Genomic DNA, 20677 nt, shown 5'->3' on the forward strand with positions numbered 1-20677 from the left:
ACAGAATTAACTGCAGGATTTCTGGTGGGTCCTTATTTTATCTTTTACAGATTTACGGGCAAAGATAGACGGGAAGAGCTCTTCAATGATAATACTGTGCTCATGATCCAGTTTTAGCCCCTGGTTAAGGTGATAATATCCTTTTTCTGCTTCGTGAAGCATGAAATACAATCCGGCCAGCCTGTACTCGATCTCAGGCGTCTCAGGATAAAATTCAATGGCCTGCAACAGGTTTTGTACAGCAGCATCAAATTCTCCCAGGTCAATTAAGATGTCACATCTTTTTACCCAGGTTTCGAGTTCATAGTTACCTAACTCCAGGCTTCTTCTGTAGCCTCTTTCGGCTTCCTCGAGAAGTTGCAGCTTGTTGTTGATACGGGCATAGCGCTTCCAGTACAGCACGTTCTCGCCGTCAATATTGATGGCCTTATTGATATAGTAAAGGGCTTTCTTGAAATTACCTTTCTTGTAGAAGAAATCGGTGATGGCGATCCAGCCTTTGTCCAGTAAAGGATCTTCGTGAACGGTTTGCCTGTAGTTCTTCAGGGCCAGTTCTTCGGCACCAAGTTTTTCGTAGCATTTACCAATCCGCAGGTAGGCGAAAGAAGTAGGATCGTCCAGGTCAAGGGTGATCTCGTAGTTCTCTATCGCTTCATTGAACCTTCCCAGTTTCTCCAGTACCTTTCCTTTTTCCAGGTAGGCACCTATGAAGTAATCATCGCTTATGATGGCAAAATCAAATGCTGAAAGTGCCTTTTTGAAATCCTTCAGGTCGAAGTACTGTTTTCCAAGCTGGTGCCACCCCACCTCAGAATAAGGATTGCGGTCCAGGAAGGAGTTCAGGTATTCAATGGCTCCGTGTTTTTGTTCCAAAAAGTCAAAGCAGTACATGATATTATAAAGTGCAGAATAATCTTCTTCATCTGCCTCCAGGCACTTCATGAAATTTTGCTTGGCATTCTCAAAATCTTCCAAAAACAAGTATTCCATTCCCAGCAGGGAATAGACATCTGCCTCGTCCATGGTGATCTCCAGGGCCAGGTCAAGCATCCTGATAGCTTCAGCATGTTGATCTTTCTTGGAAAGTATGTTGGCTTTCTGAATATAGATCTCTTCGTTTGAAGCTTCAAGGTCAAAGATCTCGTCAAGTAAACCTTCGGCCATTTCAAGCTTATCTTCAAACACCAGTATCTCTACCTTAAGCAATCGCAGGTTAATGGAACTGGGGTGTTGAGAAAGACCCAGTTTTATAGCCTTTTTGGCAAGTGCAATTTTTCCGTTCTCTAAGTAGTAATGAATGATGTTCTCAAACTCATTCGAGTCAAAGAACAGTACATCATTAGTCTTTAGCATCGATTCAAAACGAGTAAGGGAGAAACTATTTTCTTCGTTATGGCTTAATTGCATAAGCAGTTTGTTACTGATTTACAGTATTAAAGTTAAAAATTGTCTAAAACGGCAGGGTTGAAATCTAAATTTGTTGTTAACAAAGTAATTAACAGCCCCGTCATTCGTTTAGTTCGTCTAGTATAGCAAGAACAATGCCGCAACCTTTTCTTAGTTCCTCTTCAGTGATGGTGAGGGGTGGCGTGATCCTCACAGCCCTGGTTTCAAATAATAACCAGAAGAGAATAAGGCCTTTATTCTGTGCTCTTAACACCAGTTCATTCGCTATTTCTGAGGAAGGGAGGATAGGTGCAAGCATTAATCCCCTCCCGCGAACCTCTTTTATGAGCGGATGCACGAGTAATTCCCGTATTAATTTCTCCTTCTGAAGTGCCTGTGCCATAAGGTCACTTTGTGTGATCTCCTGCAGGGTAGCCAATGCCGCTGCGGCGATCACGGGATTTCCTCCAAAAGTAGTAATATGTCCCATTTTAGGGTCGTTACTCAGGGTATCCATCATTTCTGCGGAAGCCGTGAAAGCGCCAATAGGGAGCCCGCCGCCCATGCCTTTACCCATCACCACCACATCTGGTACCACATCAAAATGCTGAAATCCGAAAAGTTTACCCGTGCGACCGAAACCCGGTTGTATCTCATCAAGTATCAGTAAAGCTCCTGTTTCCTTGCAGCGCTCCTTAACCTTTTTCAGGTAGTCATTCTTCGGAAGGATAAAGCCTGCACCACCCTGGATGGTTTCCAGAATTACCGCAGCTGTTTTTGACGTAATCTTGTCAAGGTCTTCAAGTTCATTGAAATTGATGAAATCAACATCTCCTATTAGTGGCCGGAAGGGTTTTTGTCTTTCCTCGTAGGTCATAAGGCTCAACGAACCCATGGTATTGCCGTGGTAGGCATTTCGTGCTGCAAGGATCTGTGTGCGGCCGGTAAACCTTCTGGCCAGTTTCAGCGAACCTTCAATTGCTTCAGTACCCGAATTGGTGAGGTAGGTCTTTTCAAGCGGGGCGGGGAGGTTTTCTGCCAGCAACCGGCACAATTCCACCGCCGGGCCCTGAACATATTCGCCGTAAACCATTACATGCAGGTACTTGTCCAGCTGCTCCTTTACTGCCTTCACCACCCGCTCATGCCGGTGTCCCAGGCTGCATGCAGAAACACCTGCCACAAAATCAAGGTAAGCCTTTCCTTCTGTGGAATAGATATAAGAACCCGTAGCATGGGATACTTCCATTGCCAGCGGATAGGGCGAAGTCTGCGCCTGATATTTAAGGAAATCTTCTTTCAAATCTTTTTACTGCCGTTCTTTTTGCTGTCGCTCTTCCCTACGAGTTCCTTGAAGGGTATCCTGTACCGGAACATTTTGAAGGGTGTCCCGCAGTTCCCTGAATTCCTGCGGAATGGTATCCCCGGCCGGGCTTATTGTGTCACGGGTTTGTAAAATACCGCGAAGGCTGTCTGTGGCCACAGGAGTTATTGTGTCTGTTGCCCGCTCCTTAAGGTCCTCCGGCCGCAACCTCGACCTTTCGTTTAGAAGAAGGTCATCTTCATCTCTTTCCTCAAAGAAATCTTCTTCATCTACGGGTAAAGGGATTCCCTTGATCTTCAAGGGTTCATAGGGTTCTTCTCCCGCAAAAAGATCTTCCATGCGGTTTAATTTTTCATCTCCCCGCCATATGAATCCTTTCAGTTGCCTCGCATTGGGCGGCAGGTCTTCTTCGGGATAGAGGGTACCGTCTACCTGTTTGAGGTAGAATATATCCTGCACCTTGCGGTCCTCCAGCAGCACTTTTATTGAACTTGACAATGTCTTGTTGATCCCTATAAGTTCCCCCGGGTCATTCCGCATATAATAGAGGGTTTCGGTGTTCTTGATGAGGTTCACCTCGTAGAGTTCATTATCTTCAAAAAGGCCATACATTTCCTTGCCTTTTATTTGGTTGAAGCCTCCAATACTGTCCTGTTGTATCATAAAGGCATTGTCGAAGACCTTGAGGGAGTCCAGTTTTTCGGTCTCGGGGTTGTTCAGCAGGTGAATGGTATCACCGGTGAGCTGGTTCTCGCCCGACCAGATAACCGGGTTTCCCAGCATCTGGGTAAGACCGGTGCTCTGCCGCACATGAATGGAATCGCTCTTCCCGCTCATATTGCTTTTGAACATGCGCACATCATAAAATCCGCGAATTACCCTGTTCTCGGGTTTGCCCGTAACCATGAGGGTGTCACTGTGTATATAAACCGAATCCTTTTCCTGCAGGGCGACGGCTACGGCTTTCCTGGTGATGAAGACAGAATCTTTATCCCTGAAGACCTCTGCATAATGACCTCTAATAATGCTTTTGTTGATGGTATCGGTTACCTTGATGTTGTTGGTGGCCGAGGCGAAGTTCCTGCTCCGGTTGAAATACAGGCTGTCGCCTTCCAGGATGCGATTATCGTAATCTATCCGGGAGTTCTTTACGAAGTAGCCATTATCCCCGCGGGTATCGTAAAATCCCCTTTCGGCATAAATGACAGAAGCGTCACTGGTTATGGTAGAGGGGCCATACATATAGGCGTGACCGGTATCTGAATAAAAGTCGAGCTGGGAAGATTTCAGGACGTATTCGGGGTTGGTAAGTACAACCTCTGAAGAAAAGGAGTATTTCTCCTCCTCCAGAAAATATCTTCCAATACGGCTTTTCAAGACACTGGCCGTATCCTGAACCGTCCCGCCGCTCCTGTAGTATGCCTGCTGTTTGGTCCTGTCAAAGAATAAAGTATCTGTGCGAAGGCTGGATTGAGGGTTGCGCATATGCACATTTCCGCTGGCAAAGGCAAACTGGGTGGTTCCGTTATATTCGGCGTAGCGGCTGGACATGGTGATGGTGTCCCCCTGTTCCATACGCACATTTCCGTAGGCCTTAAAGAAATTCTCCTCTGCGTAGTGAATGGCCTGGTCGCACCAAACCTCGATCCCTTCATGTGTAAAATGCACCTGGTTCTGTACCTTGCTCAGGATGAACGCCCCGGGATACTTTTCTTCATTCTTTATCGTCCTGTCACTTTCATACTCGATCTTTCTTGACTCTTGTGCAAAAGCACCAAAAGTCCAGGCGAAGAGGAGCAAGAGAATACAGATAGACCTTTCTTTTTTCAATGAAAAAAATTTTGACAAAAATAGTGAAACTTCAGCGATTTAACGGGGAAGGGGAAATTGTTTTGGTTCCTGAAAATACAAACCTCCGGGATGTATGGTGATCCGGAGGTAGAGTTGAGTTTGCAGATTTACAAAATGAGCCTGAACCCAAAAACCGGAAGTGTACCCTGCATGAAATCCAGGTCTTTAGAACGTTTAAATCCCATTCTTTCATACATTTTCCAGGCTACCTGCATATACGATCCAGATCAAAGTGAAAGCCGGTATTATTTTATAAAAATAATTAAATGAATATACCGCTGAGGTGAAGAGGAGTATCAGTAGAGAATCCTTGATTTTTACCTGCTCTTTTGAATACCTCCACACATGCAATTTATTCATCCTGGCTATCCTTTTCAGGTGATCCTGGTCAAAAAAGCTGTTTTTTGAAGGTATGTAAACCGCAACCATTCTGGCGTTCTGTATCATATAGATCAGGGAAACCCCCAGGAAAAAGTATTGAATGATATTTAATGAAGAGTCAATAACAAAGTCCCCTATGAAATAATTGAAATGGTAAACCCTGTTGATATAAACAAATGAAAAGACGGTCATGATCACAGCGCTCCAAATGCTTAATATAAGTCTGAAGCTTGCGGTTAATTTTCTGTATGAGAACGCATTATAAAAAGAAATAGCGCTGAAAATTAGTCCTGATATCAGCACCAAAGCTTCAAGGAAATTGGAAAAACTCAGATAATTATAATGAATGATCCAGTAAATAATCGATATGGACTGAAGCAAGGTTGTTCCCTCGGTGATGACGGGAGTGACTTTTTTATGGTGATAAACTGCCGAGAACAAGGCAAAAAAGAAAATGAACAGGTATGGCCAGAGCGCAATTTCCCTGGAGATATCGGAGTCCAGATTTCTAAAGAACGAGATCACCGAGGCACATATAACCGCCAGCATTATTTTTAATGTCAGTATCTTCCAATCCCTTTCCAGACGCCGGTTCTCCATGATAAGTCCAAAAATTAATGGTAGCGTTAAGTAGGGTAACAAACCAAAATCTGTCTTCGTAATGAACCAGGTAAGATACCCAAGGAAAATGACCGTAAATGCGCCACAAATTATTAATGTGACGTTTATATTCTCGATCGTAAAGTCTCCCAGTTTTCGTTCCTTCATATTTATCTTTAATGAACCTTTGCCGTGGTCAAATCAGAATAGCCATGGATGCCTCAAAAAAGCAGTTCACAATCTGTTTTTAAATGGGTTCTTTGATGCCACAGATCTTTGGTTATTGCATAACAAATAAATTTCTCATAATCAGGATGTTCCTTTAATTTCGGATGATTAAAACTTCCCTTTTTCACCATTCCGATTTTCTTCATAACATTCTCAGATCTGGCATTCTTTTCTGTACAGGTGGAAATAACCTCGTCCAGGTTTAACTCCCTAAATGCGTATTCAAGACATTTTCTTGCACCTTCGGTTGCATAGCCTTTTCCCCAGGCACTTTTTTTGAGTCGCCAGCCAATATCAACTGCAGGAGTAAATTCAGATTCATATTCCTGCCTGGCCAAACCTATAAATCCTATGAATTCTCCGGTTTCTAAAATTTCTGTCGCGAAATAATTATAGCCGTGTTTTTTAAAATGATTTTGAAGTCGTTCGAAAAATTCTTCTGTTTCGGGTATGGTTAAAGGTTTCAGAAAATATTCCATCACCTCCGGGTCGGCATTCATTTTTGCAAACTCGTTAAGGTCTTCTTCTGACCATTCACGAAACCCAAGTCTTTCCGTTTTAAAAATATATTCCGTTTTCAATTTCCTATAGTTTATAAGGGCTGTTTAAGGAAGCTTAATCAAGTTGCCGCCTGTCTGTGAATGAACAAATTTTAATAGATGCTCAAACTATCCCACATCATCGAGATCAATTTCCTGCTTTCAGGACTTAATTCTGCACTCATTGACATGGTCACCAAAATTAATCCTTCGTCTTTTTTCCCAATAGACATTAATTCATAGATGTTGGTATCCTCCTTATATGTTAGAACAGCTTTATTAACTTTAACCTCGTGACCCGAACTAAGTTTTTTTGAATAGTCTTTTCTTTCCATCTTAAATCCATAACTGATACTTTCCTTGGTGAGTTCATTCAACATCATCTCATTCATCATAGTGGGACTCATGGAAGTATATTTCTGTATCATAAACCCTGTTCCTTCTGCGGTCATTATTACGAACTGGGTTACGCCGTCCCCAAGATCAATCTCTGAGATCTTATAATTTTTCGGATACTTAAAACTGAACATCTCATCCTTATAGGTAAGGGTGTCTTTGGCAGAAATACTGAAGTTTATTTCTTTTCCGTTCAAATTCAGGGAATATTCCTGATCAAGATCGACTTCCATTTTTTTATCATTAATAGTAATGATGAAGTCTTCCTGGCTGTAAGTAGTCACGGAAAAGAAAAGGGCGATTAAAAAAGTAATTTTTCTCATTTTGATTAGATTAGGTTGACACCTATGTTTATAATAATTTCAATTCAGTTGCACCCGTTAAGACAGTAAATATAAAGCCTTAACGTTTCCTTAACTTATGCAAGATATTGAAAAAAATGGGATACAATTATGGAAATCCGTAATCTACGACGGTTTCAGAATTGAGTAAAATTCCCTGTACCAAACCTGTGCAATTCCCCACTAAGATTTTTATACAAAGAACTGACACGCAATGCTAAGGCATGTCAGTATGACCTACGGGTGCTGTCACCTGTAGCGTAATGGGGTAACTGTCTTATGGAAGTGGGGAAAAATTCCACATTTATTTTCAGGGGCTTTTGGTATATGCCTCTGTTTTAGGACTTTGACGGATTGGTACATGGATTGCTAAGGCAGGCAGGGACAGGTGATGAATGAACCACCGTCCAGGAAGGGTCAAATAAAAAAACAATACAATAAGAATGAATAGTAATACCATAACCTCAGATCAATTAATTTCTTCCGCAGATCAACCTGCCTTTAACCAAAAAAAGAATCCCAGAAACCTTAAAGGAATAATGGTCCGTGCCAGTAGTCTGGCACTGCTAATGGGTGCTGCTTACCTGGTTTATGCCTTACAGGGGGATTTCAGCCGGTATAATCTCGCCGGGTTGGATTCTACCTGGGGGATAGTTTTTTTAGCGATCACGGGATCATTGCTCCTGTTTAGAGCCGGGTTCTTTTTCTATAACCTGTACCTGTATTTTCGCTACAAGCCGATTACCTCTGTAACCAATGAAAATCTGCCAACCTGTACCGTAATAGTGCCTGCCTATAATGAAGGGAAGCAGGTTTGGGCTACCTTGATGAGCCTGGCAAAAAGTGATTACCCCGCTCATAAATTGCAGTTACTTGCCATTGATGACGGGAGTAAGGACGATACCTGGGAATGGATGCAAAAGGCTAAACAAGACCTGGGAGATCGTGTGAGCATTTACCAGCAACCCGAGAACAAAGGAAAGCGCCACGCTCTCTACCGCGGATTCAATCTGGGAACCGGGGAGGTTTTTGTAACCGTAGATAGTGATTCCGAAGTTTCTACAGATACACTTCGCAACCTGGTGAGTCCTTTTGTGGTGAATGAAAAATGTGGAGCGGTAGCAGGGAACATTCGTGTGCTTAACAGCGGAGAAAAAGCTTTGTTGCCTAAGATGCTCGATGTGAGCTTTGTATTGAGTTTCGAATTTGTTCGTTCTGCGGAAAGTAGCCTGGAATCTGTACTGTGTACCCCGGGTGCTCTTGCTGCCTACAGAAGGGAAGCTGTCTTTGCCTGCCTCCCTGATTGGATCAACCAGACATTTATGGGGAAACCATCAGATATTGGGGAAGACCGTGCCATGACCAATATGATCCTTAAGCAGGGGTACCACGTTCTTTTTCAGAGAAACGCTTTCGCCTATACCAACGTACCCGAAAAATACACCGGACTCTATAAAATGTTCATCAGGTGGGGGAGAAGTAATGTTCGGGAGAATATTGCCATGGCGAAATATGTCTTCACAGATTTTAGGGAAGGTTCCAAGATTGGATCACGTGTTCTGTTCATGAACCAGGTTTTGAAGCTGGTGATGAGTTATCCTACTATTCTGCTCATGATCTTCTTTATCTCCATGGATCCTCTTTTATTTATAAGTTCAACCCTTTTAAGCATTTTGATATGGTCCAGTTTCCCGGTACTGTTCTATGCGAAGAAATACAAATTATCTGAATCTTTTTGGGCATATTCATACAGTATTCTCTACACCTTCGGGTTGTTCTGGATCACTCCTTATGCGATTGCCACGGCAAGTAAAAGGGGATGGCTTACCAGAGGATAGATCGCTACGCTTCCTAGAGACAAGAGCCAAGACTAAAAAAGGCGCTGAAATTTTCAGCGCCTTTTTCTATATGGATTTTGTAAGGATCTATCTTTCCATGGTCTGCAGCCAATCCCAAAACGGTATTTAGAAAAAGAAAATAATTTTTTGAAAAACTTCCAGATATAATTTAGATTATGGAGTGGTTAGGTCGATATACTGCTCAAGCATTTCCTCTCCAAAACTTATTGAAAAACCACCATTAGAAGTCTCACCGGTAATTTCGGGTGACATATCGATTACAGTCATCATGTTCCTCGTTACAGTTATAAAATCATCAAAAAACAATGTGTAATGGTCTGGGGTACCAATACTAAGATGAACTTGTTCCTTATACTCTCCTAAAACCGCCCGATCTAGAGAATTAAGGTATTTCTCAAATGGATCATAGTCAGGAAAACCTAAGGTTATATAGGGTATTTCAAGGCTGCCCTTTCCATCAGTCAAAGGAAAAATGTATTCTCGAAGGTCATGATGTTTTCCATTAATTGATAAATAAATACTATCAAGAAGTGGATCTGTAGAATCTATATTTAAGGTGAGACCAAATACCAGTCTTTTCAGTTCAATGGAAAGATTTTCCTCATCTTCAAATATTTCAAACTTTTCAATCACTCCATGATACCTATCTATTTCCACTAATGTTCCTCCATCCCCATTTTTTAGGTTAATGTGAGGGGAAGAAATCGTTTCTAAAGTTATTCCCGAAGAATAGTAAACTTCATTCAAAACAGGAGTGCCATTATCGGTAACTCGAAATGGCTCACCCCATCTACCTCCAAAATTATTTAACGTATCCTTACCATCTCGGAGGTAGGTCATTTTCATCATATACACCTGGCCTGTTCTAAAATTGACCTGGATGTCAGAAATCTTATCACCCACGACATACGCATAGGGTTTTTTAGTTTCAACTTCAAAAAATTGCATTCCAAATAGATCTTTCTCACTATCATTCTGTTTCTGTTGAAGCTTTTGAGCAACAATCTCACCTGCAATACTAAATTTTGCAGTACTATAACTTTCCTCTTCTTTAGTTTCTTCGGAATTCTTTTGTCCCCCTTCCTCTTCAGAGCATGAAAAGAGAAGTAGGATCAAAAGTATTGGCAGTCTGAAAATTATCCGCATCAATGTCATAATTTTATTATTAAGAATCGAAAATGTTATTTTAGAGAAACCTCAATTTCCTCTAATTCTCCTTCTTCCAACGTCAGAGTTACATTACTTTCAGAATTATCTGTTGCTTGTTGTTGTTGGAAATTCATTGTCACCATAACATTTCTATTGATATCCACGGCACCATCATAGAAGCGAATATAGTTTTCCGCAGTACCTAAACTTATGTGAACGGGTTCATTATAATTCTCTACAGTTCCATAATCAAGATGAGGTTCATTACTAAAATAGTGGCCCGGGAACCCAAGACTCAGAAAGGGGATATATAAATTTCCTCTACCCTCAGTAAGGGGTACAAAATATTCCTGTTGATGCTGGGTTCGGTAGTTGATGGAAAACCGGATTTGATCAACATCCGTTTCTTTCAATTCGACATTCAGATTTACACCGAATACCATCCTTTTTAAAGGGATTAACACTTCTGTAGAATCTAGTACCGAGGAAATATCAACAATTCCATGATAGCGGTCAATTTCCACATATCTTCCAACAGAGAGTGAATCATGTATGGAATGAATATATGCAGAGGAAATTTCCGTCAATTCTGTAGCTGAGGAGTAGTATACTTTATTTAGTTGTGTGTTTGAACCATAGGTAGTAAAAGGAGCTCCCCATTTATTTTCTTCTGGTGTTTTATATATGATCTCCTTTCCATTTTTTAGATAAGTCATTTTCAGCTTATAATCGAGATCTTTTATAAAGTCCACTTTAATTAGTGATATATCATTTCCCACTACATAAGCGTAGGGCTTGCTACTTGCATTATAAATCTGAAGTGCAAAAAGATCTAAGGGTTCTGTTTCCGACGCCTTTAGGGGGTGTTCAGAAAACTTAAAATCCCCTCCGGTTTTGAACTCTACACTTACAAGTTCCTTCTTGTTCTGTTGAAATATTTCATCTCGCACATCAGTAGAACATGATATATTAATCAATGCTAATATGATTGAAGAGATGAATGGTATTTTTTTATTCATAGTACGAAATGATAAATTGCTCACTATTATTCTGTTAACTGCCAAAGCCTCCACCAACGGTTTCTTCCTCCTCCAGGACATGATCAATGACCATCATTTTGTTTCGCTGCACGGGAATAAGTCCATCATAGAATCGTGTATGATTATCAAAGGTTCCAATACTTATAGAAATATTTTCCTTATAATCTTCATTCAAGGCAAGGTCAAGTGCTATCACGCAACTCTCACATTCAGGAACTGCGATTGTTAAGTAAGGAATCTCAAGGGTTCCTAATCCCTCTACGACGGGAATGGAATATTCCCTCCCTGCGTCATGAGTATTAACTGAGAAACGAAGTGAGTCAATACTTGGGTCATTGATATTTTTCAAATCAAATTTTAACTTTAATCCGAAAATCATACGTTTTAATGCAATAGGAATTACTTGCAAATCATCTATAGCCGTAAATTCCTGGGCACCGTAATATCGATCTACTGCAGCATAAGTGTCTGAATCAAGATTTCGGGTTTGAATGCTTGTATGGGAAATCCAACTCAATTCATTGGCGGAAGTATAATAAACCTTATTTAAAATAGTACCTGACCTTCCCCAACTTTGTAAGGGAACTCCCCATTCCCCCTCATCACTCCAATAATAGAGTAAATCTTTTGCATCCTTTATATAAGTTACTTTCACTTTATAATCCTCACTTTTTTTTAAGTCGACTAATACTTCGGAGGCATCGTCCCCTATAAGAAAAGCATATGGTTTGTTAGAACTGTCGTAAAACTGAATGCCAAAAAGGTCATTTTTCTGGGTTTCTTCAGTCTTTAAAGGGGTTTGTGAAACTAAAAAGTCTTTCTTTAGGTCCAAACCTATTGATATAAACTCTTGTTCATCATTTTGAGTCTCTAGCTCCAATTGTTCTTCTGACGTACATGAGAACATTAGAAGAGTTAGAAACAAAATTGTAAAGTTCTGTATTTTAATCATGAATATGTGCGTTTTAAACTTAAAGAGATTTTATACTTTTTGTATACACGGGTTTTTTTAAATTGAGATAAGGTAATAAGACATTCGGAATACAAGATATGTTAAATTCTGTTAATATATAATCTAAAACTTACAATATTAAAAGCCCTTATTTTATACTTGGATATATTGTGGATTCAAAAGAGTGCTGGAATTTTCAGCGCTCAGTATCTGGAAATTTAGAAGTAAGCTTGTACCCTAAAAATATTTGAATTTTTTTGTAGTACAAATATCAAAAAAAAGCAAGACCTCACAGGTTTCCGAAACCTGTGAGGTCTTTATCATTTTGAAAAGGATTGAACCAAGTCCTGGTTCTGGTCTCCTGACTCTTTTATCTTTCGATGGTCTGCAGCCTGTCAGGTCCTACAGAAACCACTTTAATCGGGATCTCCAGTTCGTCTTCAATGAATTTGATGTACTCGCTCAACTGTGACGGGAACTCAGCTTCTGAAGTTATTTTTGTAAGGTCTTCTTTCCAACCTTTGAAATGCGTGTAGATTGGTGTCACATTCTCTGCCTCGATGTTGTAGGGCAGGTGAGTGATCTCTTCTCCTCGGTAATTGTAGGCGGTACAAACCTTCAGGGTTTCGAACCCGCTCAATACATCCCCCTTCATCATGATCAACTGCGTCACCCCGCTCACCTGTACGGCGTACTTAAGCGCTACAAGGTCCAGCCAGCCGCACCTTCTTGGCCTTCCGGTAGTGGCACCAAATTCCCGGCCAATGCGTCCCATTCTTTCCCCATCCTCATCAAAAAGTTCGGTAGGGAAGGGGCCGCTTCCAACTCTGGTAGTATAAGCTTTAAAAATTCCGTACACTTCCCCAATTTTATTAGGTGCTACCCCAAGCCCGGTGCAGGCACCTGCGGCAGTGGTATTAGAAGAGGTGACAAAGGGATAGGTTCCGAAGTCAATATCCAGCAATGATCCCTGGGCACCTTCCGCAAGGATGGTTTGTCCTTTTTTCTGGGCCTGGAATATATATTCTTCACTGTCAATGAACTTCAAAGATTTAAGCACTTCAATGGCTTCAAAGAATTCCCTTTCCAGTTCTGCCAGGTCATACTGCACATCTACATCATAGAATCGTATCATGGACTCGTGCTTGTTGGCAAGGCTGCGGTATTTTTCTTTCCAGTCGCTCAATTCCAGGTCTCCAACTCTTATTCCGTTACGGCCGGTTTTGTCCATATATGTAGGCCCGATCCCTTTCAGGGTGGATCCTATCTTGGCTTTTCCTTTTGAAGCTTCGCTTGCAGCATCCAGCAGCCGGTGCGTAGGTAGAATGAGGTGGGCTTTTCTGGAAATAAGAAGTTTTTCTGAATAATCAACATCAGACTTCGTCAGGTTATCCAGTTCCCTTTTAAAGATCACCGGGTCAATCACGACTCCGTTTCCAACCACGTTCTGTGCATGGTCATGAAAAATTCCCGAAGGAATGGTGTGGAGTACGTGTTTTCTACCATCAAATTCCAATGTGTGACCGGCATTTGGCCCTCCCTGGAAACGGGCGATGATGTTGTATTTTGAGGTTAGTACATCTACAATTTTGCCTTTTCCTTCATCTCCCCATTGCAATCCAAGTAGTAAGTCTACTGCCATAAAATTTAAGAATTATTCGGTTGTTTTTTTGTTTCCGTAAAAGTATAAGGAATGATTTTTAATCTCAATGTCAAAGACCTCCTCGATCGTCTGTTTGATGGACTGGATGCGGGGGTCGCAGAATTCGATCACCTCGCCGGTATCGGTAAGGATCACATGGTCATGGTTGCGGTCAAAATAGGATTTCTCATACTGTGCCTGGTTGTTCCCAAACTGGTGTTTGCGTACCAGACCACATTCCAGTAAAAGTTCGATCGTGTTGTAAAGGGTAGCCCGGCTTACTCGGTATTTCTTGTTCTTCATCTTGATATACAATGACTCGATATCAAAATGTTCTTCACTGTTGTAGATCTCCTGAAGAATAGCAAAGCGTTCAGGGGTTTTCCTGTGGCCCCTGTCTTCCAGGTATTTGGTAAAGACATTCTTTACCACAGCCTGATCGTTCTTGTTGACTACTTTTTTGCTCATGATGTTGGGTGCAAAGGTATAAGATTATTCACGTGAGACCTTATCTATACCGTTTATTTTTTTGAGGTGGTCCATTAATTTCTTGAGGATTTGGTTGTTCTTTACCACTACTGTGATCCTTCCCGTGAACACCCCATCTGTACTGTCAAAATTGATGTTACGTATATTGACGTTCATGTTATTGGAGATCTCTTTGGTCACATCGTTCACCAGTCCCAGGTTATCTATCCCGGTCAACTTAATGACCGCTTTGAACTCTTCCTGCGAAGAATCTTTCCACTTGGCCTGGATGATCCTGTAGGCAAAATTGCTCTGCAGCTGTATCGCGTTGGGACAGTCTTTTTTGTGCACCTTGATGCCTTCACTAACGGTCACGAACCCAAACACGCTATCACCGGGAATAGGGTTACAGCAGTTTGCCAGTTTGTAGTCCAGGACCTCCTCTTCTTTACCAAACACCAACTGGTCATATTTGGCTGTGATCTCGTCCTTGTCAATATCCTGTACCGGGTTGGGTTTCCTTATTTTGCTTTTAAAGAAACTCACCAGGGCATTACTTCGCGAAGCCGCGTAATCCTTTAATTTCTGGTTGTCTATGGTACCCACCCCAACGCGGTAGAACAGGTCAAGGCTGGTCTTTAATTTAAAGAAGATCACCAGCTCATTGATGGTCTTTTCATTGAACGGGATCTTTTGAGCACGTAGTTTACGGGTAAGGATCGCTTTTCCTTCTTCGGCGATACTTTTCTTCTCCTCCTTTAGGGAACTCTTTATCTTAGCCCGGGCACGGGCTGTGGTGGCATAATCAAGCCAGTTGGAATTGGGTTTTGCCTTATCTGAGGTGATGACCTCCACCTGGTCGCCGCTGTTAAGTTCTGTACTTAAAGGCACCAGTTTCCCGTTCACCCGGGCACCCCGGGTCTTTAATCCAACCTCTGTGTGAATACTGAAAGCAAAATCAAGCGGGGTCGCGCCTTTGGGTAATGATTTAAGATCTCCTTGCGGAGTAAAGACAAAGATCTCTTTGGAATACAGGTTGAGCTTAAACTGCTCCACGAAATCTACGGCATTCACTTCCGCGCTTTCCAGGGCTTCCTGCAGTTTGTTTACCCACTCCTCCAGTCCGTCTTCCTGGCTGCTGCCCTGCTTGTATTTATAATGAGCGGCATAGCCTTTTTCGGCGATCTCATTCATTCGCTCAGAGCGTATCTGTACTTCCACCCATCGGCCTTTGGGACCCATCACCGTAATGTGCAGGGCTTCGTAACCTGTTGATTTAGGTGAAGAGATCCAGTCACGCAGGCGGGTAGGGTTAGGCCTGAAGTGGTCTGTCACGATCGAGTAGATCTTCCAGGCCAGGAACTTTTCATTTTCGGGATTGGTCCTGTAAATGATCCTTACCGCGAATTTATCATAGACTTCATCAAAACTCACGTTTTGATTCTTCATTTTACGGCGGATGGAATAAATGGATTTTGGCCGGCCTTTGATACTGTAATCTATATTTTCCTTATCCAGGGAATCCTGAATGACCTTTGAAAATTCTGCAATGTACTTATCCTGTTCCTCCTTGCTCTCGCGTATTTTTTTCAGGATGTCGTGGTAGACATCGGGTTCGGTGTATTTGAGTCCCAGGTCCTCCAGTTCGGTCTTGATATTGTAAAGCCCAATCCTGTGAGCGAGAGGAGCGTAAATGTATAGTGTTTCTGAAGCGATCTTTTCCTGTTTGTCTGCCCGCATGGAATCCATCGTTTGCATGTTGTGCAGCCGGTCTGCGATATTGATGATAATCACCCGCACATCATCGTTGAGGGTAAGCAGCATCTTACGGAAGTTCTCTGCCTGCAGCGACACATCTTTGTCGTGTTCCAGGTGGGAGATCTTGGTGAGGCCGTCAACGATTCGGGCTACGGTGTTTCCAAAGTCCTTTTCAATGTTCTCGAGGGTATAGGGAGTGTCCTCGACCACGTCATGCAACAGGGCGGCGGCAATAGAAGTCGCATCCAGCCCAATTTCCGCAGCAACGATCTTTGCAACGGCAATTGGGTGGAAAATGTATGCCTCGCCCGACTTTCGTCGCTGGTCCTTATGCGCATCTACTGCCACATCAAAGGCCTGCCTTATCAGCTTCTTGTCCTCGTCTGTAAGCGTTTGGTAACTTATGCGCAGTAACTCCTTGTACTGGTGGGCAATTTCCTTATTTTCTTTTTCAATAGCGGCTTCCGTCATCATGAACTAAAAGTACAATTTAGATTGAAAACAAACAATAAAAATCATGCCATGAGATTTTGGAAACGCTTGTACAGTGGCGGATGGGAATAATGCACAAAGACATAGGCAGGATGCGGCGTGAGATTACTGAGGCTGTTGGCCGAAAGTTTTTTGAGTCCGGAAACCAGAGGTTCCGGGCGGTATGTGGTACCGGCGAAATCATCTGCCTGGTATTCAAACTTCCGTGAAAGATAGTTCATAAGGATCCCGGTTACCTCTGAAATAGGACTGTACAGGATCCCGAAAGCGATAAGACCTATATGGAATCCCGGTTGCTCCACACCCATAGCTTCGGAAAGTACCGGGTTACCCACGAACAGGGAAAGCAGCCAAAGGGTAAAGCCGGTCGTAAGGATGCTGATGATCATGTTGATGATGATATGGTGTTTTTTGTAATGGCCCACCTCATGGGCCAGTACAGCCACGATCTCCTCTTCCTCCAGGTCGTTGATGAGGGTGTCATAAAGGGTCACCCTTTTTTCATTTCCGAAGCCCGAAAAATAGGCATTTGCCTTGGTGCTCCTTTTGGAACCGTCTATCACAAAGATTTTCTCGAGGTTGAAACCTTCTTTTTGGGCGTAAGATTCGATCTTTTCCCGAAGGCTACCTTCTTCCAGTGGAGTTTGTTTATTGAACAGCGGCACGATGAGCCGGGCATAGAACATGTTCAGGAAAATACTGAAAACGGCAACCAGGATCCAGGCGTACCACCAGAAGTTGTCACCGGCAAACTGGTAGAACCAGATAATGAGTGCCAGGATACCACCACCCAGGACGATCATCATGCCCCAACTTTTTAATTTATCGAGAAAGAACGTCTTTCTGGTGGTTTTGTTGAACCCAAACTTCTCCTCGATCACAAAGGTGCTGTAGTAGGAAAATGGCAGGGATAGAATATCACTGGCAAGAATTATAATACCAAAAAAGATCAGCCCAATGACGATCGCATTGTCTGAGACTGATCTTGCGATCCCGTCTACAACATCAAATCCGTCGGCAAACAAAAACGCCAGCAGCAAGGCCACCGAGAAAGAGGAGGAGAGGAGCCCGAACTTGTAGCGGGTCTTTTTATACTCCTGCGACTTCTGGTATTCCTCTTCTTTATAAACATCTTGCAAAGATGGGGGCACGGGGTCATTGAAATGCGCGGCATTCAAGGCATCAAGCACTTTATCGATCACGAAATCGAGCACTATGATCGCGACGATGATATAAAAGAGGATTTGTGGAGTCAAAATATTTATTTTTCAAATCAATTCGGGCTAATATAATTAAATAATTGCCAGGTAAAGCCGGGAAAATAGGAGGATTATCTCAGCGGGATATTGGTTGACAGGAAAATGCTCCTGTTTGATATTCTTGTCAGACCGCGCCTGACCGGAGGGAGGAAAAATGGAAGTCGCTAATACCTATTATTTAAATCCCCTTTGCCGTTTGGCCTCAAAGATAAGGATGCCGGCGGCCACAGAGACGTTCATGGAATCGATCTCCCCCTGCATAGGGATCACGATATTTTGGGTTGTATTTTCCAGCCACTCTTCACTGAGGCCAGTAGCTTCTGTCCCTACCACAATTGCACTGGCCGGTTCATAATCGATGGAGTCATAAGGGACCGAAGCCTGGAGAGCAGCACCGTAAATGGCAATTTTGCGGTCTTTTAAAAACCGGATAATTTCCGAAGTTGTGCCCGTGGCGACCGGAGTGGTAAAGACACAGCCCACGCTTGAACGTATGATGTTGGGATTAAACATATCTGTTCTGGGGTTAGCGATGAGAATGGCATCTACCCGGGCTGCATCGGCAGTTCGCAGTAAGGCCCCGATATTTCCTGGTTTTTCAGGTGCTTCAGCTACCAGGATCAGAGGGTTTGGACCCAGGTTGAGGATATTTTCTAAAGAAAGGTCTTTGGCGGCTGCCACTGCCATGACACCTTCAGTACTTCCGCGGTAGGCCACCTTTTCATAAACGTCACCAGTCATCTCTGTGATGTCTACTGCGGAAGGGATCCTGCCTTTTAAGCTTTGTAACTCTTCCGAAGAAAAAAGCGCAGGACAAAAATAGAGCTCCCTTATCCTGAAGCCGCCTTTTACGGCCAGACCAATCTCCCGCTGCCCTTCAATTACGAAGACCCCTTCTTTTTTGCGGGAGCGTGATTTCTCCTGTAGCTGTAACAGCCTTTTTACGGCAGCATTCTGTAAACTCGTGATTTGTTTATGCATCCTGCAAAGATAGAAAAGTAAGGCTTTTGACACCTTCCCTGAAGCTGTGGCTGCACTTTAGTTAAACTTCATTTAAAATTGCGTTATAAATAGGTGGCAATGAAGCAGATATTTCAGGATCTACCGGAAAATTTTTAAATTATAGATCAAATCATTGAAACTATGAAAAAGAAACAATTACCCATAAAAAACGCTTTCAGGATACTCAGTTTTATTTTTGCTGCCATCCTCATAAGCGCATGTTCAAAAAAAGTCGTTTTTCCCACCTCTGAAGTTGTGCCCGCGGCCAACGCTGTGGTGCAGGTCGAAAAAAAGGACTACAATTATCAGGTGAAACTGGAAGTGGAAAACCTTGCCGATCCTGGAAGGCTTACGCCCTCAAGGAATTATTACACGGCATGGATGGTGACCAAAAAGCACGGTACGATCAATATTGGGAATTTAAAGGTAAGCAGGAAGAACAAGGTGTCGCTGGAAACCATGACTCCTTATGAACCCATAAGGATCTTCATCACCGCAGAAGATGATTCCCGGGCAGTACTGCCTTCCACCCAGGTGGTCCTTGATTCTGAAGAATTCAAGGTATAAAAAAAGCTGCCTTAAAAAGCTCATAAATTATCCCGGGTTTGGATAGCCTGAGGAATTTATTCTTTTTAAGGCAGCTTTCAGTTTAAAGCAGTTTTCAATGACCTACTGCTGTTCTGCAACTTCTTCTGATTGCTCAGACTGGGATTCAAATTTTTTGCTGTAGCGGTCAGCCAGTTCGGTTTGATGACTTTCAAGACTTATCTGTCTTCCCTGGATGAATGCATGGGTCACCTTGTTGGTTCGCATGTCAAGAGCGTCCCCTTCACTAATAAATAGAGTGGCGTCTTTTCCGGTTTCCAAAGTACCCATGAAATCATCAACTCCAAGGATCTTTGCAGTGTTGGATGTGATCATCTTCAGCGCTTCTTCTTTGTCTACACCAAAAGCGGCTACCGTACCTGCATAAAAAGGCAGGTTCCTGGAATTCATTCTTTCCATGCTTCCGCTGGTCTCAAGAGCTACTAAAAGACCTTTTTCATGCAGAAGTCCGGCCATTTTGTACGGCAGGTCATAATCCTGGTCCTCCAGGTTGGGGGTGTTGTGCACCCTTCCTACCAGCACGGGAACATTTGCAGCCTTCAATTCGTCGGCAACCTTGTAAGCATTGTAACCTCCTACCAGTACGACGTTTTCCAGCTGATGTTCTTTCGAGAAGTTAAGAATGTCGATGATCTCTTTTTCGCCGTCTGCATGGATGTAGATCTTCTTTTTACCTTCAGAAAGACCCTGCATTGCTTCAAAAGGCAAATTCTTCTGGTCTTTTGGACCGGCAAGGTATGCTTTGGAATTCCTGAAGAATTCACTCAGGTTTTGGACCTCTTCTGCATACTTATCATTAGGTTTTACGCCCGGATCTTCGCCCATCCACCAGCGACCGCGTTTAATACTGTTGGGCCAGTTGATGTGCAGGCCGTCATTTTCCTTCAACACCGCATCTTCCCAGTTCCAGGCATCAAACTGGACCAAAGATGAAGTTCCCGAGATCCTGCCACCCCTTGGGGTGATCTGACCCGTTAAAACGCCATTGGGTCTCATACTTTCTACCACCTGACTTTCGGCATTATAGGCGATAATACTGCGCACGTGTGGCAGCATTTCCCCTAATTCGTCCTCATCGTCACTCTGGCGAATGGCATCTATCTCTACCAGGCCAAGAGTGCTGTTGGGGGAAATGAACCCGGGATAGACGTGCTTTCCTTTAGCTTCAATGACTGTTCCCCGGTAAGGCATCTTAGTCGAGTTGGCATCGGTAACGGTTCTTATTTTTCCATCCTCCAGGATGATAAGGCTGTTCTTTATCACCTCCCCGTTGCCAAGGTGCGCCGTGGCACCTACTATGGTCACGGGAGTGGTTTGTTCAGGCGCCGGGGTTTGCTGTGCAAACAGGCTTCCTGCCATAAAAAGCAGGACCGGCAAAAATGTTATTTTTAACTTCATCATTTT

The 20677-nt window shown here is 42.9% G+C and carries 17 protein-coding genes; 2 read left to right on the top strand and 15 right to left on the bottom strand.

Features of this window, described 5'->3' with window-relative positions; genetic code table 11:
• Positions 1-6 precede the first annotated feature (6 nt).
• The 6 genes from ACFSTG_RS02865 to ACFSTG_RS02890 all read right to left on the bottom strand — a co-directional run bounded on the left by ACFSTG_RS02865 (position 7) and on the right by ACFSTG_RS02890 (position 7028).
• A complete protein-coding gene (locus ACFSTG_RS02865) occupies positions 7-1407 on the bottom strand; it encodes a tetratricopeptide repeat protein (protein ID WP_380748253.1) in 1401 nt (466 codons plus the stop codon).
• A 100-nt stretch (positions 1408-1507) separates the two neighbouring features.
• Positions 1508-2689: an aspartate aminotransferase family protein gene (locus tag ACFSTG_RS02870; RefSeq protein WP_380748255.1), complete on the bottom strand. Its 1182-nt coding sequence runs from the start codon at positions 2687-2689 to the stop codon at positions 1508-1510.
• 6 nt (positions 2690-2695) lie between these two features.
• On the bottom strand, positions 2696-4540 hold the full coding sequence (locus ACFSTG_RS02875) for an OstA-like protein (protein ID WP_380748257.1): 1845 nt from the start codon (positions 4538-4540) through the stop codon (positions 2696-2698).
• Positions 4541-4750: 210 nt separating this feature from the next.
• Complete coding sequence (locus ACFSTG_RS02880; protein WP_380748259.1) at positions 4751-5710, bottom strand: hypothetical protein; 960 nt, start codon at positions 5708-5710, stop codon at positions 4751-4753.
• A 53-nt stretch (positions 5711-5763) separates the two neighbouring features.
• Positions 5764-6351, bottom strand: a complete 588-nt coding sequence (locus ACFSTG_RS02885) for a GNAT family N-acetyltransferase (protein WP_380748261.1) — start codon at positions 6349-6351, stop codon at positions 5764-5766.
• 71 nt (positions 6352-6422) lie between these two features.
• Entirely contained in the window at positions 6423-7028 is a 606-nt protein-coding gene (locus ACFSTG_RS02890) for a hypothetical protein (RefSeq protein WP_380748263.1), read from the bottom strand.
• Positions 7029-7489: 461 nt separating this feature from the next.
• Between ACFSTG_RS02890 and ACFSTG_RS02895 the strand changes: the two genes are divergently transcribed.
• Positions 7490-8884, top strand: coding sequence for a glycosyltransferase (locus ACFSTG_RS02895; RefSeq protein WP_380748265.1), 1395 nt, complete (start codon positions 7490-7492; stop codon positions 8882-8884).
• Positions 8885-9058: 174 nt separating this feature from the next.
• Here ACFSTG_RS02895 and ACFSTG_RS02900 read toward each other — a convergent pair whose 3' ends face one another.
• The 8 genes from ACFSTG_RS02900 to ACFSTG_RS02935 all read right to left on the bottom strand — a co-directional run bounded on the left by ACFSTG_RS02900 (position 9059) and on the right by ACFSTG_RS02935 (position 18646).
• Positions 9059-10060, bottom strand: coding sequence for a hypothetical protein (locus ACFSTG_RS02900; protein WP_380748267.1), 1002 nt, complete (start codon positions 10058-10060; stop codon positions 9059-9061).
• 26 nt (positions 10061-10086) lie between these two features.
• Positions 10087-11154 carry a hypothetical protein gene (locus tag ACFSTG_RS02905; protein WP_380748269.1) on the bottom strand — a complete coding sequence of 356 codons (1068 nt, stop codon included), beginning with the start codon at positions 11152-11154 and terminating at the stop codon, positions 10087-10089.
• Positions 11108-12046 carry a hypothetical protein gene (locus ACFSTG_RS02910; RefSeq protein WP_380748271.1) on the bottom strand — a complete coding sequence of 313 codons (939 nt, stop codon included), beginning with the start codon at positions 12044-12046 and terminating at the stop codon, positions 11108-11110. The genes ACFSTG_RS02905 and ACFSTG_RS02910 overlap by 47 nt, the downstream gene beginning before the upstream one ends.
• A gap of 370 nt (positions 12047-12416) precedes the next feature.
• Entirely contained in the window at positions 12417-13688 is a 1272-nt protein-coding gene (locus ACFSTG_RS02915) for an adenylosuccinate synthase (protein ID WP_380748273.1), read from the bottom strand.
• 12 nt (positions 13689-13700) lie between these two features.
• Complete coding sequence (locus tag ACFSTG_RS02920) at positions 13701-14156, bottom strand: Fur family transcriptional regulator (RefSeq protein ID WP_380748275.1); 456 nt, start codon at positions 14154-14156, stop codon at positions 13701-13703.
• 24 nt (positions 14157-14180) lie between these two features.
• Positions 14181-16385: a RelA/SpoT family protein gene (locus tag ACFSTG_RS02925; protein WP_380748430.1), complete on the bottom strand. Its 2205-nt coding sequence runs from the start codon at positions 16383-16385 to the stop codon at positions 14181-14183.
• Between the two features lie 44 nt (positions 16386-16429).
• Entirely contained in the window at positions 16430-17662 is a 1233-nt protein-coding gene (locus ACFSTG_RS02930; RefSeq protein WP_380748277.1) for a M48 family metallopeptidase, read from the bottom strand.
• 177 nt (positions 17663-17839) lie between these two features.
• The gene (locus ACFSTG_RS02935; RefSeq protein WP_380748279.1) at positions 17840-18646 is read right to left on the bottom strand and encodes a TrmH family RNA methyltransferase; all 807 of its coding nucleotides are present in this window, start codon (positions 18644-18646) and stop codon (positions 17840-17842) included.
• A gap of 162 nt (positions 18647-18808) precedes the next feature.
• Here ACFSTG_RS02935 and ACFSTG_RS02940 point away from each other — a divergent pair, with 162 nt between their 5' ends.
• A complete protein-coding gene (locus ACFSTG_RS02940) occupies positions 18809-19234 on the top strand; it encodes a hypothetical protein (protein WP_380748281.1) in 426 nt (141 codons plus the stop codon).
• A 102-nt stretch (positions 19235-19336) separates the two neighbouring features.
• On the opposite strand, the gene ACFSTG_RS02945 is transcribed toward ACFSTG_RS02940, so the two are convergent.
• On the bottom strand, positions 19337-20674 hold the full coding sequence (locus tag ACFSTG_RS02945) for an amidohydrolase family protein (protein ID WP_380748283.1): 1338 nt from the start codon (positions 20672-20674) through the stop codon (positions 19337-19339).
• Between the last annotated feature and the right edge of the window lie 3 nt (positions 20675-20677).

Source organism: Salinimicrobium flavum, assembly GCF_042684505.1.
Lineage (GTDB): Bacteria > Bacteroidota > Bacteroidia > Flavobacteriales > Flavobacteriaceae > Salinimicrobium > Salinimicrobium flavum.

Excerpts from the sequence above, each read along its gene's own strand:
- ACFSTG_RS02910 (WP_380748271.1), bottom strand. The coding sequence starts at position 12,046 with ATGATTAAAATACAGAACTTTACAATTTTGTTTCTAACTCTTCTAATG.
- ACFSTG_RS02900 (WP_380748267.1), bottom strand. The coding sequence starts at position 10,060 with ATGACATTGATGCGGATAATTTTCAGACTGCCAATACTTTTGATCCTA.
- ACFSTG_RS02945 (WP_380748283.1), bottom strand. The coding sequence starts at position 20,674 with ATGATGAAGTTAAAAATAACATTTTTGCCGGTCCTGCTTTTTATGGCA.
- ACFSTG_RS02925 (WP_380748430.1), bottom strand. The coding sequence starts at position 16,385 with ATGACGGAAGCCGCTATTGAAAAAGAAAATAAGGAAATTGCCCACCAG.
- ACFSTG_RS02890 (WP_380748263.1), bottom strand. The coding sequence starts at position 7,028 with ATGAGAAAAATTACTTTTTTAATCGCCCTTTTCTTTTCCGTGACTACT.
- ACFSTG_RS02920 (WP_380748275.1), bottom strand. The coding sequence starts at position 14,156 with ATGAGCAAAAAAGTAGTCAACAAGAACGATCAGGCTGTGGTAAAGAAT.
- ACFSTG_RS02940 (WP_380748281.1), top strand. The coding sequence starts at position 18,809 with ATGAAAAAGAAACAATTACCCATAAAAAACGCTTTCAGGATACTCAGT.
- ACFSTG_RS02915 (WP_380748273.1), bottom strand. The coding sequence starts at position 13,688 with ATGGCAGTAGACTTACTACTTGGATTGCAATGGGGAGATGAAGGAAAA.
- ACFSTG_RS02880 (WP_380748259.1), bottom strand. The coding sequence starts at position 5,710 with ATGAAGGAACGAAAACTGGGAGACTTTACGATCGAGAATATAAACGTC.
- ACFSTG_RS02905 (WP_380748269.1), bottom strand. The coding sequence starts at position 11,154 with ATGTCCTGGAGGAGGAAGAAACCGTTGGTGGAGGCTTTGGCAGTTAAC.
- ACFSTG_RS02865 (WP_380748253.1), bottom strand. The coding sequence starts at position 1,407 with ATGCAATTAAGCCATAACGAAGAAAATAGTTTCTCCCTTACTCGTTTT.
- ACFSTG_RS02895 (WP_380748265.1), top strand. The coding sequence starts at position 7,490 with ATGAATAGTAATACCATAACCTCAGATCAATTAATTTCTTCCGCAGAT.
- ACFSTG_RS02935 (WP_380748279.1), bottom strand. The coding sequence starts at position 18,646 with ATGCATAAACAAATCACGAGTTTACAGAATGCTGCCGTAAAAAGGCTG.